14 protein-coding genes are annotated in these 15,803 nt (G+C 71.7%); 9 read left to right on the top strand and 5 right to left on the bottom strand.

What is annotated here, in order from left to right; translation table 11 throughout:
• The first annotated feature begins 104 nt into the window (after positions 1–104).
• The 5 genes from VFC33_05175 to VFC33_05155 are packed head-to-tail and all read left to right on the top strand — an operon-like array spanning position 105 to position 4,672.
• Positions 105–1,097, top strand: coding sequence for an ATP-binding cassette domain-containing protein (locus VFC33_05175; protein ID HZR12624.1), 993 nt, complete (start codon positions 105–107; stop codon positions 1,095–1,097).
• A complete protein-coding gene (locus VFC33_05170; protein ID HZR12623.1) occupies positions 1,094–1,915 on the top strand; it encodes an ABC transporter permease in 822 nt (273 codons plus the stop codon). Before VFC33_05175 ends, VFC33_05170 begins: the two co-directional genes overlap by 4 nt.
• Positions 1,916–1,952: 37 nt before the next feature.
• Positions 1,953–2,420 (top strand): SRPBCC family protein, encoded by a 468-nt coding sequence (locus tag VFC33_05165; protein HZR12622.1) that lies wholly within the window; start codon positions 1,953–1,955, stop codon positions 2,418–2,420.
• Positions 2,421–2,458: 38 nt separating this feature from the next.
• A complete protein-coding gene (locus tag VFC33_05160) occupies positions 2,459–2,947 on the top strand; it encodes a carbonic anhydrase (GenBank protein HZR12621.1) in 489 nt (162 codons plus the stop codon).
• 60 nt (positions 2,948–3,007) lie between these two features.
• Complete coding sequence (locus tag VFC33_05155) at positions 3,008–4,672, top strand: hypothetical protein (protein ID HZR12620.1); 1,665 nt, start codon at positions 3,008–3,010, stop codon at positions 4,670–4,672.
• Between the two features lie 9 nt (positions 4,673–4,681).
• Here VFC33_05155 and VFC33_05150 read toward each other — a convergent pair whose 3' ends face one another.
• Entirely contained in the window at positions 4,682–6,031 is a 1,350-nt protein-coding gene (locus tag VFC33_05150) for a PQQ-binding-like beta-propeller repeat protein (GenBank protein HZR12619.1), read from the bottom strand.
• A 138-nt stretch (positions 6,032–6,169) separates the two neighbouring features.
• On the opposite strand from VFC33_05150, the gene VFC33_05145 reads away from it, so the two are divergent.
• Complete coding sequence (locus tag VFC33_05145; GenBank protein HZR12618.1) at positions 6,170–6,574, top strand: PaaI family thioesterase; 405 nt, start codon at positions 6,170–6,172, stop codon at positions 6,572–6,574.
• Between the two features lie 4 nt (positions 6,575–6,578).
• Here the strand turns inward: VFC33_05145 and VFC33_05140 are convergent, their stop codons facing one another.
• On the bottom strand, positions 6,579–7,379 hold the full coding sequence (locus tag VFC33_05140) for a YoaK family protein (GenBank protein HZR12617.1): 801 nt from the start codon (positions 7,377–7,379) through the stop codon (positions 6,579–6,581).
• 202 nt (positions 7,380–7,581) lie between these two features.
• On the opposite strand from VFC33_05140, the gene VFC33_05135 reads away from it, so the two are divergent.
• From VFC33_05135 to VFC33_05125, 3 genes are all read left to right on the top strand, one after another.
• Positions 7,582–9,966: a lysylphosphatidylglycerol synthase domain-containing protein gene (locus tag VFC33_05135; protein ID HZR12616.1), complete on the top strand. Its 2,385-nt coding sequence runs from the start codon at positions 7,582–7,584 to the stop codon at positions 9,964–9,966.
• A gap of 98 nt (positions 9,967–10,064) precedes the next feature.
• Complete coding sequence (locus tag VFC33_05130; protein HZR12615.1) at positions 10,065–11,507, top strand: lipase maturation factor family protein; 1,443 nt, start codon at positions 10,065–10,067, stop codon at positions 11,505–11,507.
• A gap of 4 nt (positions 11,508–11,511) precedes the next feature.
• On the top strand, positions 11,512–12,405 hold the full coding sequence (locus VFC33_05125; protein ID HZR12614.1) for a hypothetical protein: 894 nt from the start codon (positions 11,512–11,514) through the stop codon (positions 12,403–12,405).
• A 12-nt stretch (positions 12,406–12,417) separates the two neighbouring features.
• Here VFC33_05125 and VFC33_05120 read toward each other — a convergent pair whose 3' ends face one another.
• Genes VFC33_05120 through VFC33_05110 form a run of 3 tightly spaced genes read right to left on the bottom strand, consistent with a single transcriptional unit; the run spans position 12,418 to position 15,673 of the window.
• A complete protein-coding gene (locus VFC33_05120; GenBank protein HZR12613.1) occupies positions 12,418–13,584 on the bottom strand; it encodes a serine hydrolase domain-containing protein in 1,167 nt (388 codons plus the stop codon).
• Positions 13,584–15,035 (bottom strand): amidohydrolase family protein, encoded by a 1,452-nt coding sequence (locus VFC33_05115; protein HZR12612.1) that lies wholly within the window; start codon positions 15,033–15,035, stop codon positions 13,584–13,586. Before VFC33_05115 ends, VFC33_05120 begins: the two co-directional genes overlap by 1 nt.
• Complete coding sequence (locus VFC33_05110) at positions 15,032–15,673, bottom strand: hypothetical protein (protein ID HZR12611.1); 642 nt, start codon at positions 15,671–15,673, stop codon at positions 15,032–15,034. Before VFC33_05110 ends, VFC33_05115 begins: the two co-directional genes overlap by 4 nt.
• Positions 15,674–15,803: the final 130 nt, after the last annotated feature.

The following is a 15,803-nucleotide window of genomic DNA, read 5'->3' as shown; positions in this document are numbered from 1 at the left end:
GCCGCGCGCCGATGAGATCCGTCGCCGCGTGTCGTCGTCAGACCGTTCGAGCGCGTGAAATGCGCTCCGAGGACGGTCGGCGGCGTCGATAGGGTGGCGAGCTCATGCACGCGGTGGAAGCCCACGGGCTGGTGAAGCGATTCGGGAGCACGCAGGCGCTCTGCGGCGTCGACCTCGTGGTCGAGCGCGCCACCGTGCTCGGTGTCCTCGGGCCGAACGGTGCCGGGAAGACGACCGCGGTCCGGATCCTCACGACGCTGCTGAAGCCCGACGCGGGCAGCGCGTTCATCGACGGGATCGACGTCGTGCGCGAGCCGCGCCGCGCGCGTGCACGCATTGGTCTGACCGGTCAGTACGCGGCGGTGGACGAGCGGTTGACGGGCTTCGAGAACCTCGAGCACGTGGCGCGCCTGTTCCACGCGCGCGGACCGGAGGCGCGCCGGCGCGCGGGCGAGCTCATCGAGCGCTTCGACCTGGAGTTCGCGGCCAAGCGCGTCGTGCGGACGTACTCGGGCGGCATGCGCCGGCGTCTCGACATCGCGATGAGCCTCGTCGGCCGCCCGTCGGTGCTCTTCCTCGACGAGCCGACCACCGGTCTCGACCCACGGAGCCGCAACGCGATGTGGGACCTGATCGACGAGCTGGTGCGGAGTGGCATGACGACGCTGCTCACCACCCAGTACCTCGAGGAGGCCGATCGCCTCGCCGACCAGATCGCGGTCATCGACCACGGCACGGTGATCGAGCGGGGGACGTCGGCCGAGCTCAAGCGCCGCGTCGGCGGTGAGCAGATCGAGGTCGTCGTCGCGGACGCCGCGACCGTGCCGCAGACGATCGCGCGGCTGGCGCAGTTCGCGGTCGGGGACGCGCACGTCGACGGCGACGGACGGCACGTCTTCGTGCCCGTCCGCGACGTACGCGGCCTCGTCCCGCGCGTCGTGCGAACGCTCGACGACGCGGGGATCGACGTGCAGGACGTCGGCATCCGCCGCTCGACGCTCGACGACGTGTTCTTCGCGTTGACGGGCCACGCGGCCGAGGAGGAGCGCGACGAGGAACCCGACCACGAGCCCGTCGCGGCGGGAGGTGCGCGATGACCGCGACGACCGTTCCCGTCGACCGCGAGGTGCAGGAGCCGCCGCGGGGCGTCATCTGGGTGTTGCGCGACTCGTGGACCGAGGCGACGCGTCACCTGCGCGCCCTGCCGCGCAACCCGGACCTGGTCGGCTTCGTCGTGATTCAGCCGATCATGTTCGTCGTCCTGTTCGTGTACGTCTTCGGCGGGTCGGTCTCGGTGCCGGGGTACTCGAACTACAAGCAATTCGTCGTTCCCGGGATCTTCGCCCAGACCGTCCTGTTCGGGTCGACGTTCACGGGGATCGGCATCGCCGACGACCTGACCAAGGGCTTCGTCGACCGGCTGCGGTCGCTGCCGATGTACCAGTCCGCGGTGCTCATCGGCCGCACGATGAGCGACGTCGTCCGCAACCTGCTCGCGTTCGTCATCATGCTGGCCGTCGCGTTCGCGATCGGGTTCCGGTTCGAGGGCTCGTTGCTCGGCGGTGTGGCGGCGACCGCGCTGCTGTTCTTCTTCTCCTACGCGTTCAGCTGGATCCAGGCGCTCATCGGCCTGTCCGTGAAGTCCGTGGAGGCCGCGAACTCCGCGGGCTTCGTGTGGATGTTCCCGCTGACGTTCATCTCCTCGGCATTCGTGTCGCCGCAGAACATGCCGAGCTGGTTGCGCCCGATCGCCGAGCACAACCCGTTCACGATCGTGACCGACGCCAGCCGCGCGCTGTACAACGGCCGCCCGGCGGGCAACGACCCGTGGATCGCGCTCGCGTGGGCGGTCGGGATCACCGTCGTGTTCGCGGCGCTGTCGATCCGCAAGTTCCGGTCCTCGGCGAGCCGCTGACCGGCACGGTCGCGTCCCGGGTCGTACGGTGGCGGTCATGCACGGATCGGTCACCGTCCACATGTCCGTCCCGCCCGAGAACGTCTGGGACCTCGTCAGCGACGTGACGAAGATCGGCCGCTACAGCCCGGAGACGTTCGAGGCCGAGTGGCTCGACGGCGCGACCGGCCCCGCGGTCGGGGCGCGCTTTCGCGGCCACGTCAAGCGGAACCAGAAGTGGCCCGTCTACTGGACGACGTGCACGGTCGTCACGTGCGATCCTCCGCGCGAGTTCGCGTTCGGCGTCGGGCCGGGCGACAAGCCGCTCAACACGTGGCGGTACCGGATGCAGCCGGCCGGTGACGGCACGGACGTGACGGAGTCGTTCGAGCTGCGCGACGTGTGGCCGATGCGCATCTACTGGGCGCTGCTCGGTTGGGCACGCGGCCGGACGAACCGCAACGGCATGCGCACGACCCTCGAACGGATCAAGGCCGAGGTGGAGTCGCCCGCCGCCGCGCCGTAAGAATCGTCGCCCACGACGGGGCAACGAGGAGGACGTGCATGTCGGTCACCGACGAGCTGCTCGAGAACAACAAGCGGTTCGCCGAGTCGTTCTCGGTCCGTGCCGGCGCGCCCAAGGGGCCGCGCGTCGCGGTCGTCGCGTGCATGGACGCGCGACTCGACCCGGCACGCGCGCTGGGCCTGGAGTCCGGTGACGCGCACGTGATCCGCAACGCGGGCGGCGTGATCACCGAGGACGTGGTCCGGTCGCTCGTCGTGTCCCAGCGCCTGCTCGGGACGGAGGAGATCGTGCTCGTCCACCACACCGACTGCGGGATGCTGCGGTTCCGCGACGACCCGGTGAAGGACGAGATCGAGTCCGAGACCGGTCTGCGCCCACCGTTCGCGCTCGAGGCGTTCACGGACGTCGACGGCGACGTGCGCCAGTCGATCGCCCGCATCCGCGCCAACCCGTTCATCCCCGAACGTGACGCGGTGCGCGGGTTCGTGTACGACGTCGAGACCGGACGCTTGCGCGAGGTGCGCTGACTCCCTTGTGCGGCCGCGCGGGCCCTGCTGTACTGCCCCGACGGACCGGAGGGCCGGCTCATGCCCGTTGCGCAACGTCTGACCACGGCCGCGGCGGGCCTGCTCCTCATGGCGGTCACGGCGCTGGCGCCGGGCATCGCGGCGTCACCGGGCGCGGCCGCCGCGCCGGCAGCTGCCGCGGGCGGGGCTCCGCCCACGCACGGGACGCCGGTCGTCGCCACGCCGACCGCCCCCACGGCGCAACCGGGTCCGCGCACGCCGACCCAACGCGCGGCCATGGCGCACGCCTTGCCCAAGGACCCGGTCGCGTACGCCGCGCAGAAGGCGAACGCGGACGCCCGCGCGCACGTGCTCGCGCCGTCGAGCGGGTCGACCGCGTCGAGCGGGAGCAGCGCGTCCGTCCTGCAGAGCTGGCAGGGCATCAACGACGTCGACTACTCGCCGTCGGACTCGACGAGCTCGGTCGGGTCCACGCGCTTCATCGAGTTCGTCAACAGCGACTTCGCGATCTACGACCGCAGCTCCAGCACACCGGTGTCGACCGGGACGCTCAACTCCCTGTCGGGTGCACCGACGTCGAGCTCGGTGTTCGACCCGCAGATCATGTGGGACCCGGCATCGCAGCGCTTCTACTACGTGATGGTCGAGGCGGTCAGCGCGACGCAGAACAACCTGCGCATCGGGTACAGCCTCACGTCGACGCCGAGCAGCGCGGCGGACTGGTGTCGACTCACGTACAGCTACGGCAGCAACTTCCCGGACTACCCGAAGCTCGGCGACTCGGCCGACCTCGTCGTCGTCGGCACGAACGTCTTCACGCCGCGCAACACCACACGGGGCGACCTCATCGCGTGGTTCAAGCCGCCGAGCGGGAGCACGTGCACCGCCCTGAACGGCTCGGCCGACACCGGGATCGTCAACGCGGACGGCAGCGAGGCGTGGACCCCGGTGCCCGCGAACGACGTCGAGGGCGCGGCGACCGACGACGTGCTCGCGATCCCGAGCGGCGGCGGCGCGTACCTGTCGCTCTTCGGCGTGACCGACAACGGCAGCACGATCAGCTTCTCCTCCGCGCGCACGCTGACCGTCCCGTCGTACTCGGTGCCGGCCGACGTCCCGCAACCGTCGCCCGCCACCTACCCGCTCGACGCCCTCGACGGGCGCGTCACGCAGGCGGTCGAGGCGGTCGACCCGTCACAGTCGAACCAGCTCGCGGTGTGGACGCAGCACACGGTGTTCGGCGGCGCGGGTGCGGAGGTGCGCTGGTACGAGATCAACCCGACGCCCGCGACCCCGACGGTGTTCCAGTCCGGAGTCGAGACGAGCAGCAGCCTGTTCCTCTTCAACGCCGCGATCTCGCCCGACCGCCGCGTCAACGGCACGGCCAGGCAGTACGGCAACGCGATGGCGCTCGGGTTCAACACGGGGTCGTCGACCCAGGCCGTCGACGACCGGGTCGTGACCAAGGTCGGGACGGGCACCATGTCGGGGATCGTCGTCGTGAACAGCTCCACCGGCCCGCTGTCGGACGGTGGGTGCAACACCTCCGAGCATCCCGGCGTCTGCCGATGGGGCGACTACTCCGGCGCGAGCCCGGATCCGTCGTCGGACACCAGCCAGTCGCAAGGCGTCGTCTGGTTCACGAACGCCTACAGCGTCCCGCACACGGGCGCGTTCAGCGACTACCGCACGTGGAACTGGACGGTCCGGCCCGCACCGAAGTAGTCGGGACTTCTACGACGCGGGTTGGAACGCCTGCACGGTGTGGCTCGTGCCGACGACGAGCAGGTTGCCCGACACCGTCGGCGACATGAAGTGACGCGCCTGCCCGATCGTGAGCTGCTGCTGGATCGCGCCGGTCTTCGCGTCGAACGCGTAGAGCACGCCCTGGTCGACGAGCATCGTCCACACCGTGCTCCCCGCGACGATCGGTGAGCCCGTCGTCTTCACCGAAGACCGCCACAGGACGTGCATGCTCGGGCCGGGATCGATCGAGACCGCGACCGTCCCGGTGAGGCACGCGACGTACACGACGCCGTTGCTGTACGCGTTCCCGCCCGACGCGTTGCACCCGATCGACAGCGACGCGAGCTGGCCGCCGATCCCGCCCGGGTTCGCCTGGCTCAGCAGATACGCGTCGCCGCTCTTGCCGACCTGGAACACGTACCCGCCGGGCAGCAGCAACGGTCCGGTCGAACCGAGCTCCTGCCCGTTCTGGTTGAGCGTGGCCCAGTTGCTCGGCGCGAAGTACCCCAGCAACTGGAGGTCGGGCGACAGCTCGAGGACCGACGTCGTGTAGTCGTACGTCATCGTCGACGTGCCGTCGCCGGTCGACACCCAGATGTTGCCGTTGCTGTCGACAGCCGGACCCGACGGACCCCAGATCGACCCGCGGTTGATGCTCGGCACGGTGTAGACGAGCGGGTCGGTGCCGTCGGTCCTCACGCTCACGACCTTGCCGTGATACGTGCCGCAGTCGGCGCCGCCGTACTCCCAGTAGACGCGACCGTTCGCCAGCGCGAGCGCGGGACGCTGATGGTCGAGGACCGGGTCGACGCCCGGCGGGTCACCCGACACACGGACGCGCACCGCGCCCGTCTCCGTGTCGAGACCGACGAGCTCGTGGAACGCGGCCGGCTTCGTGCCGGACTCGTCCGTCACGACGTAGATCGTGTTCGTCGACGGGTCGATGACCGGTGTGCCGGTGATGCCGAGCGGATCGATGTCGAGCGGACACGGCACCGACGCGGCCGAGACCGGCGGTCCGAGCTCGACGCGCCAGTCGACCGCGCCCGTCTGCAGGTCCAGCGCGTAGACGCTGTTGTTCTCGGTCGCGACGTAGACGCGGTTGTTGTACACGAGCGGCTGCGCGTACACCCAGCCGTCGATCCATCCCGACGTCCACTTGTTCGCGACGGGTGGTGTCGGTCCCGACGACACGGACCCCTCGCGCGTGTTGTCGACGTGGTACGTCGTCCACGGTGCGGTGCACGCGGCGGCGACGAGCGCGACGGCGGCGACGCACGCGAGCCGGGTGAGGGCGCGCGCGTGCCGGGTGGTTCCCCTCGGTGCTCCCCGGACCATGTGTATGACTCCCTCGGGCCGAGCCGTCTCGCGCTCCGCGCCCGGCTCGGCTCCGTCCGTACTTGGCGCCCATCGTGCCCCACCGTGGTCGTCCGTACACGGACCATGGTCGGCGGGGGGTTGCGTAACCTCCACCGCATGCCGCTGGGCTGTGAATTCCTGGATCGGCTGACCGTCGAGCACTTCGACGACGGCGACGGCGTCCGGGGCGTCGAGCTGCAGATGACCGACGATCTGCGCGGGCCGTCGGGTGCGATGCACGGCGGGCTCGTCGCAACGCTCGTCGACACGGCCGGGGCGAGCTGCCTCGCGGCTGCGAACGGGTGGGGCCCGGTCGCGACGTCGACGATGTCGGTGCAGTACCTGGCCGCCGCGCGCGTCGGGCCGATCCGTGCGGTCGGTCGCCCGCTGCGCGTCTCGGACACGACCGGGGTCGCGGAGGTCCAGGTCGTCGACGTCGGTCAGGACGAGCGTCTCGTCGCCGTCGCCCACGTGAGCGTCCGTTACCTCCCCGGCGAGGCGTTCGTCTCGCGGCGCGAGTAGCCGGTCAGCGGCTCGGGGGGCCGCTCGCGATCGCTACGTCGGCGAGCACGATCGTCACGAGCACACCGATCGGGACCGCGAGCGACCACATCGCCCAGCGCGTCTTGAGGAACGCGCCGAGGATCGCGCCACCCGCGTACGCGACGAAGATCCCGGCCAGCAGGGCGATGCGGACGAGCGACGGCTCGTTGTGCCACGGCAGCGTGGTCTCACCGCGCTTCTGGTCGCGCCGCCAGTACAGGAACCGCACGCTCTCCTCCGCGGCCCGGGTGAGGACGCCCGACATGTACGTCGTGCGTGCGGTCTGGCCACGCACCCGGCGCAACGCAGCCGTCTGGAACCCCATCGCGAGCGAGGGCAGGACGACCACCCCGTCGAGCACCCAGTGCGAGCCCGCGCGGACCGCGCCATCGCGATACAGCGACGACGCCCACACCATGTACGGGACGAGCAACAGGATCTCCACGGCGAGCGTGATCGCGAGCGTGCGCCGCACCTGGTGGCGTGCGGTCTCCTCGGCGATGACGATGCCGCCGGCCACCCCGAGCACGAACGCGAGGATCGGGATCGCGCGCACGAACGACGCGTCGACGCCACGAGTACCGAGCTGCACGCCTGTGGCGATCGTGTTGCCCGTCATCGGCGCGACCTCGACGTGGAACAGCGCCTCGAAGCTGACCGCGACCACGAAACCGGCCGCGGCCGCCAGGGCCCAGACGGCGATCTCCCGCTCTGCGAGCACCCGCCGTTCCTCGGCGCGGCGTTGCTCGCGCCGGGCGTGGACACGCGCCGACGCCGTGCTCATACGGGAACGACCGTCGCCATCACGAGTCCCGATCCTGCCTGCTCCCCGGCTCGTGACCGAGGATCCTCTCGGCAGCCTTGCCGGCTCGGCTCACGCGCGATCTGTGACCACCCACCGGGCGCCGCAAACGCGATGCGCCGGGATTTGTCGTGCCACGATGCTTCTCGCAACCGCGACGGGATCCGGTGGGTACCAACGCGGCGTGCAGGCGCTCGACACCGCACCCGGCGCAGCGGTCGCACCGCGCCCGCGACCGTGGTCGAGCCGCCATCCCGGAGACGGTCTCCGTGCGGCGCTGGCGGCGGTCGTCTTCATCGCGGCGGCATTCGTCGCGCGCACGGGCGATCCCGGGGCGGTGCAGCGATGGGCGTTCCGGGTCGTCAACGGGCTGCCGTCCGGCGCGGCTGCGCCGTTCGTCGGCGTCATGCAGCTCGGCGCACTCGGCGCGTTGCCGTTCCTTGCGCTGGTCTGCGTGCTCTCGCGCCGGCTCCGGCTCGCTGTCCTCGTCGCGGTCGGCGGCTTCGTGGCGTGGGTGGCGGCGAAGGTCCTCCAGGCCGTCGTGGCCGAGCCGGCGCCGGACGTCCGCGTCTCGCATGCCGTGCTGCACGGCGTCCGCGCCCCGGGATTCTCGTTCCCGTCGACGCACGTCGCCGTCGCCGCCGCGCTCGCGACCGTCGCCGCGCCGTATCTCGGACGATCCGGGCGCCGGTTCGCGTGGCTGCTCGTCGTCGCGATCGCCGTCGCCCGCGTCTACGTCGGTGCGCACCTCCCGATCGACGTCGTCGGCGGTGCCGCGGTCGGCTGGTGCGTCGGGTCGCTGCTGCACGTCACCGTCGGCGCGCCGCGTGGCGTCCCGACGCCCGCGTTCGTCGCCGAGCAACTCGAGCGCCTCGGCCTCGAGCCCTGCGTGCTCGAGCCGATGCCGCACGACCATGACGGCGCGCCGACGTACCGCGCGACGTCCGCCCACGGCGCGCGCCTGTTCGTGAAGGTCGTCGGCCGCGACCAGCGCGAGGTCGACTGGCTGTACCGGTCGTGGCGGATCGTCGTGTACCGCGACCTGGGTGACGCTCCGGCGCTGGTGTCGCCCCAGCACCGCGTCGAGCACGAGGCGCTGATGCTCACCCTCGCGCACACGGCGGGGGTGCGCGTGCCGCGCGTGTTCACCGCATCGCCCATCGACGAGGGGGAGGCCGTGCTCGCGCGGTCGTGGGTCGCGGGCCGCAGCCTCGCCGAGCTCGAGACGGTCGACGCCACGACGTTGCGGCGGTGCTGGGAGGCGGTCGCCGCGCTGCATCGGGCCGGGATCGCGCACGGCGCGCTCGACGCCGACGCGATCGTCGTCGAGCCGTCGGGCCGGCCCGTGCTCGTCGGGTTCGCGGCGGCCGGCGCGCACGCGACACGCGAGCGCCTCGCGCGCGACGTCGCCGAGCTGTGCACGTCGACCGCACTGCTCGTCGGCGCGGAGCGCGCCGTGCACGAAGCGGTCGCGGTGCTCGGTCGCGACGCGGTCGTCGCCGCGTTGCCGAGCTGCCAGCCGCTGACGCTCACGACGCGCACGCGACACGCGCTCCGGAGCCGGGCCGAGGTGCTCGACGAGGTGCGTGCGACGATCGCGGGCCTGACCGGCGGGCGCGCCACGCCGGTCCAACGGCCGCTGCGTGTCGCGGTGCGCAACGTCGTGCCGTTGCTCGCCGTCGGGTTCGCGGTGTACGCGCTCCTCGGCCAGGTCGGCGACGCGCACCGCACGCTGAACGCGGCGTCGCATGCCGACGTGGCATGGCTGTTCGGCGCGCTCGCCGTCTACGCGCTGAGCTTCCTCGCCGCGGGCCTCGCGCTGCAGGGCGCGACGAGCCGCCCGATCGCGTGGCGGCGCACCTCGCTCGTGCAGCTCGCGGTCGCGTTCACGAACCAGCTCGCGCCCTCCGGTCTGGGCGGTCTCGCCACCAACATCCGCTACCTCGAGGGCGAGGGCGCGTCGCGTCCCGCGGCGCTCACCGCGGTGGGGCTCAACACCGTCGCGGGGTTCCTCGTGCACGTCGCGTTCGTCGCCGCGATCGTGCCGATCGTCGGGATCGCGGGCGGTCTGCACGCGCCCCGGCCGCCGCATCTCCCGCACTACTCGGCCATCCCGTTCGCGGTGCTCGTCGTGGTCCTCGGGGCCGGATGCTGGTTCTGGCGTCACCGTCTGCACCGGCTCCTCGCGGCGGCGCGCGAGTCGTGGGACGCGATCGTCGACGTCGCGCGGCGTCCGCGGCGCGCATTCGCGCTGTTCGGGGGGTCGGCTGGTGTGACGGCGACGCAGGCGCTCGCGCTCGTGCTCGCGCTGCACGCGTTCGGGAACACGCTGCCCGTCCTCGACGTGATCGCCGTCTTCCTCGTCGGCGCCGTCGTCGCCGCGGCCGCGCCCACGCCGGGCGGGCTGGGTGCGTTCGAGGCCGCGCTCGTCGCCGGGCTCACCCAGCTGGGCGCGCCGGTCGGCCCGTCCGTGGCGGGTGTGCTGGCCTCCCGGCTGATCACGTTCTGGCTCCCGATCGTCCCGGGCGCGTTCGCGTTCCACGCCCTCCGCCGACGGGCGATCCTGTGACGGTGTCGGGATGTCGCGGCACGGGTACGCCGACGGGACGATGATGCGGCACTGACTCCCGGAATCCGGGACCGAGTGCCGCATCTTCGGGGTTCGAGATGAGCTGGTTCCACGCCGACGGCTACTGGCTCAGCCGGTTCGTGTTCGTCCGGGCGCTCGCGGTCGTCTACGCGATCGCGTTCCTCGTCGCCCGCAACCAGTTCCGGCCGCTGCTGGGGGAGCACGGGATCCTGCCGATCCCACGCTTCGTCGCGTCCGTGCCGTTCACGCGCGCGCCGAGCGTCTTCCACGTCCACTACTCCGATCGCTTCTTCGAGGCGCTCACGTGGACGGGCTTCGTCGTCGCGCTCGCGTCCGTCGCCGGTGTCCCGGAGGGCGCGCCGCTCTGGGGATCGATGCTGACGTGGGCGTTCCTGTGGGCTGCGTACCTCTCGATCGTGAACGTCGGCCAGACCTGGTACGGGTTCGGGTGGGAGTCGCTCCTGCTCGAGACGGGCTTCCTCGCGATCTTCCTCGGCCCGTCGCGCGTCGCACCGCCCGTCCTCGTGCTGTGGTTGCTGCGCTGGTTGCTCTTCCGCGTCGAGTTCGGCGCGGGACTGATCAAGATCCGCGGTGACCGCTGCTGGCGCGACCTGACGTGCCTGAGGTACCACCACGAGACGCAGCCGATGCCGAACCCGTTGAGCTGGTGGTTCCACCGGCTGCCGATGCCGCTGCACAAGGCCGAGGTCCTCGCGAACCACTTCACGCAACTCGTCGTGCCGGTGCTGCTCTTCGCTCCCCAGCCCGTCGCGGGGTTCGCGGCGCTCGTGATGATCGTCACGCAGTGCTGGCTCGTCCTCAGCGGCAACTTCGCGTGGCTCAACGTGCTGACCATCACGCTCGCGATCCCGGTCCTCGGCGACGGCCTGCTGTACCACGCGCTGCCGTTCACCGCACCGCTGCACATGGGGTCGCCTGCGTGGTGGGAGGCCGTCGTGATCGCGGTGACGGTGCTCGTGCTCGCGTTGAGCTACCGGCCCGCGCGGAACCTCGTGTCGCGCCGACAGCTGATGAACGCGTCGTTCGACCAGCTCCACCTCGTGAACACGTACGGCGCGTTCGGCGGCATCACGCGCGTCCGCCGGGAGGTCGTGGTCGAGGGGACGACCGACGCGGTGATCACCGACGCGACGACGTGGCGGGAGTACGGGTTCAAGGGGAAGCCGGGTGACCTGCGCCGGCGGCCGCCGCAGGTCGCGCCGTACCACCTGCGCCTCGACTGGATGATGTGGTTCGCGGGCATCTCGCCCGCGTACGCGCGCGGCTGGTTCGGCGGGTTCGTCGAGCGGCTGCTGCGCAACGACCGCGACACGTTGAAGCTGCTGCGCACGAACCCGTTCCCCGACACGCCACCGGTGTTCGTGCGCGCACACCTCTACGACTACCGGTTCACGACGCGCCGCGAGCGCCGGCAGACGAAGCGTTGGTGGGACCGGACGCTCGTCGGCGAATTCCTCCGGCCCGTCCGCATCGAGCCGGACGCGTCGGTGCGAGGATGACGTGATGGTCGGCGAAGTGGTGGGCGCAACGGGCGCGCTCGGCATCGGGCTCGTCGCGTCGGCGGTCGGGTTCGGGTTCCGGCACGGTCTCGACTGGGACCACCTCGCCGCGATCACCGACATCACGGGCGCGCAACCGGCACCGCGGCGCTCGATGTTGCTCGCGACGGCGTACGCGATCGGTCACGGCGTGGTCGTGCTCGCGATCGGGCTCGCCGTGATCGCGCTGTCGGAGCACTTTCCGTCCGGCATCGACGACGTGATGGCACGCGTCGTCGGTGCGACGCTCGTCGCGCTCGGCCTCTACGTCCTGGTGCAGCTCCCGAAGCAGGGGCGCGCGTTCCGGATGCGCAGCCGCTGGATGCTGGTGTTCGCGTTCGCGCGGCGGGCCCTGCGCCGGAAGCCGCGCGGGTCGTGCGTCGTCGTCATCGAGCACGACCACGCGCACCAACATGACGCGCGCCACCCGCACACGCACGCCGCGCCGACGGGCGACACACGGGCGGGGCAGAGCGTGGTGACGCAGAGCCACCGGCACGTGCACCACCACGTCGTCGAGGTGGAGGAGGACCCGTTCGCCACGTACGGCTTCGGGACCGCGCTGACGGTCGGGATGCTGCACGGCGTCGGCGCGGAGACCCCGACCCAGGTGGTGCTGTTCGCCACCGCGGCGGGTGTGAGCGGGAAGGGTGGTGGCGTGCTGTTGCTCGCCGCGTTCCTCGTCGGGCTGTTCGCAGCCAACACCGCCGTCGCGCTCGCCACGACGTTCGGGTTCGCGACCGCGTCGCGCGGCTCGCGTGCCTACCTCGTCGTCTCCGCGCTCACCGGCGTCGGCAGCCTCGTCGTCGGTGCGATGTTCCTCGCGGGCGCGTCGAGCGTCCTCCCGACGCTCGCGTGATCACGCGGACGTTCAGGCGAGCGCGTCGTAGCACGCGTTGACGAGCGTGTAGCTGCGCTGGTCGCCGGCCAGGCCCAGCTCCATCCGGTTCATCACGTACCCGAACGCGAGCTGCGCGTCGGGATCCGCCCACCCGGCCGAGCCGCCCGCACCGAAGTGCCCGAACGAGCGCGGCCCACCGAGCTGGATGAGGCTCGACGGCAGGATGAACCCGAGCCCGAACTGCAGGTCGAGGTCCATGAGGACGATGTTCGGACCGCTCGTGCGCTGCGTCGTCGCGTCGCGGAGCTGCGCGTCGGTCAGCAGGCGCACGCCGTCGACGTCGCCGATGCACGCCGCGTACATGCGCGCGACGGAACGCGCGTCCGCGATCCCGGCGGCGGCAGGGACCTCGGCGGCGTGCATCGCGCGCGTGTTGAAGATGCCGTCACCCGAGAACGAGCCTCCGGCGCTCAACGCCTTGACCGTCATCGAGTCGGGTCCGAGCACGTCTGCCATCGAGGAGCGCGCCTCCTCGCCGGGCGAGGTAGATGCCTCGCCGAGGATCCCGCCGTAGAGGCGGGCGACCCGTGCCTCGTGCTGCTCGGGCAGGCCGATCCAGAAGTCGAGCCCGAGCGGGCGCGCGACCTCGTCGCGGAAGTACGTGCCGATCGTCCGGCCCGTCACGCGCCGCACCACCTCGCCGACGAGGTACCCGAACGTGACCGCGTGGTACCCGTGTGCGGTCCCGGGCTCCCACGCGGGTGCCTGGTCCTCGAGCGCGTGGATCATCGGCTCCCACGCGAGCGCCTCGTCGAGCGTCAGCGGTGCGTCGACCCACGCCAGGCCGGCCTGGTGCGACAGGAGCTGCTCGACGGTGATCCCCGTCTTCCCGGCCGTGCCGAAGTCGGGCCAGTACTCGACGACGGGCGCGGTCACGTCCAGGCGATTCTCCTGCGCCAGCTTGTTCGCGCAGACGGCCGCGGCGCCCTTCGTCGTCGAGAAGACGACGACCATCGTGTCGCGCTCCCAGGGCGCGTGCGTGCGGACGTTCGTCTCGCCGCCCCACAGGTCCACGACCGGTCTGCCGCGGTGGTACGCGCAGAACGCCGCGCCGATCTCGCGACCCGCCTCGAAGTTCTTCGCGAACGCGTCGCGCACCTGCTCGAAGCCCGGTTCCGTGAAGCCGTCGATCGGCATCAGCTCGCTCCTTCCTGACGGTCGCACGCGCGGACTGCGTCCTCGACGACGGTTCCTGCGAAGAACTTGGGGTTGGCCGCGCTCCAGAGCGCGGCCGGGTTCCGGAACACGAAGTCCGCGAAGTCGTCCTCGGTGAGATGGCCGTCGACGACGAGCTCGTACGCCTCGGGAAGGACGTCGCGCGTGTCGGGGACGTCCCAGTGGCCGATGTCCGACGCGAACACGGCGCGCAGGCGCGCCCCGAGCGGGTGCAGCGACCGCGCGAACGCGAGCGCGTTCAGCGGGTCGTCGGCCTCGCACCCGAAGAAGAACTGGTGCGCGAAGACGTCGACGACGTCCTCGGGTCGCTCGATCCCGCTCTGTGCGAACTCGTCGATCACGGCCGGATCCTCGCCCGGCTCGGACAGCATCGTGAGCGCCTCGTCCATCCGGTCGCGTCGCGCGCGCACGTCGTCGCCGGCGAACTCGTCGACGAGCGCGTCGAGCCGTGCCCGGTCGAGGCGGGCGGGGTCGTAGTGGGAGATCGCGTCCCGGTTGCGCTTCGACCAGTGTCCCAGGAAGTCGGCGAGCAGGCTGCACGCCCACGCGACCCCGCCCTCCTGGAACGCGAACCGCAACCGCGGGAATCGACGGGGAACGCCGCCGAAGAGCAGCGACCGCGCGGTGCCCTCGCCGGCTGCGGCGAAGTTCCCGATGTGGTTGTACATGTAGTTGGTCGTCGACGCGCGCGTCCCCCATCCCTGTCCGCTCGCGTGGAACGTCGCCGCGACGCCGAGCCGATCGCACGCCTCCCACACCGGCGTGTAGTCGTACGCCGAGTCGTGGCCGAGCGTGTCGATCCACCGCGCGGCAGGGTGGTCGACTCCGGGCACGGGTCGGGGGATGGCGCCCGAGAGCATCACCGCCTTCAACCCGAGCTCGCCGACGGCGTACTCCAGCTCGTCGACGGCCTCCTCCGGTGTGAACGTCGGGATGCACGCGACCGGGGCGAGCCGGTCCGCGTACGGTCCGTACGCCTGCGCGTAGTACGTGTTGCAGGCGCGCGCCATCGCACGACGCAGCTCGTCACCGGGGTACGCCGTCACGGTGAGCCCGTACGTCGGGTAGAGCACCGCGAAGTCGATCCCGATCTCGTCGAGTCGGCGATACAGGAGCGCGGGGAGCATCGCGGTCGCGCGGTCGAGCGTGTTCGCCGACGGGAGGCCCCACCACGGGCTGCGCGTCCGCCCGATCGCGCGGCGCGCGTCGCCGGGTGGCACCTGGCGCAGCAACGAGCTCGCGTGCACCATCCGGTCGACCTCACGCGCGACGGTCTCACCGGCGAGCTCGACCACGTTGTCCCGGATCACGGGGAGGAACTCGACGAGGTGCCCGTCCGAGTCGATGACGGGATGGTCCAGACGGGCGCGGACACCGCGCGTCTGCGCCGACGGCACGAACCGGTCGCTCACGTGTCGTTCCCGAGGCGGCCGGCGACGTCGTCGACGACGTCCTGCGCGGTCGACACGACGTCGGACCGAATTGCCGCGAGCTGTGCCGCCACCGTGCCGAGGTCCTCCACGGGGAGCGCGAGCCGCGGCCTCCTGGCGGTCATGCGGCGCAGCCGCTCGGCGGCGAACCGGACGTCCGCGTAACGACCCGGGTCGAGCGTCGTCGTGATGCGAACCAGCGCGCCGCGCCAGCGGTCGCGGTCCGGCGCCGGAGCGATCTCGACGACGTCGCGCGGCGCGTCCGAGGCGCGCGCGAACACGTCGTCGACCTGTGTCCGTACCTGCTCGTCCGTCATCAGCGCGCCGTCGAGGAGCAGCTCCACTCCGGCGTGCGCGCAGGCGCGCGCCGGTCCGCGCGGCACGCCGGACGCGAGCAGCGCGTCGCGCAGGGCGTAGCAGCGCGCGGTGAACCACGGGTGTGCGTGGAACACCTCGTCACACGCGCGGTGGTGCGCGATGCCCGCACCGACGGCGCCGCCGGCCGCCGTCAACCGCACCCCGGCCATCGCCGCGAAGTCCGGCAACGCCGCACCGAGCGCGAACTCCGGCTGCGATCGTCCGCGCGGCGCGGCCAGCGCGAGGTGGCCCACGAAGTTCATCGGCGGGGAGCGTACCGGCCCACGATTGAGCCGGGCCCGTGGCGGGGATGCAAGAACTCGACCGCAACGGAGACGTAGCGCAGGCGTGGCCGGAGGCCGGGACGCCGGAGCGGAGTCGACCAAGAGGGAC

Source organism: Acidimicrobiia bacterium (genome assembly GCA_035651955.1).
In the GTDB taxonomy this organism is placed as follows: Bacteria; Actinomycetota; Acidimicrobiia; order IMCC26256; family JAMXLJ01; genus JAMXLJ01.
Note: the sequence above shows the minus strand (reverse complement) of the source record. Positions and strands in the feature narration are given on the sequence as shown.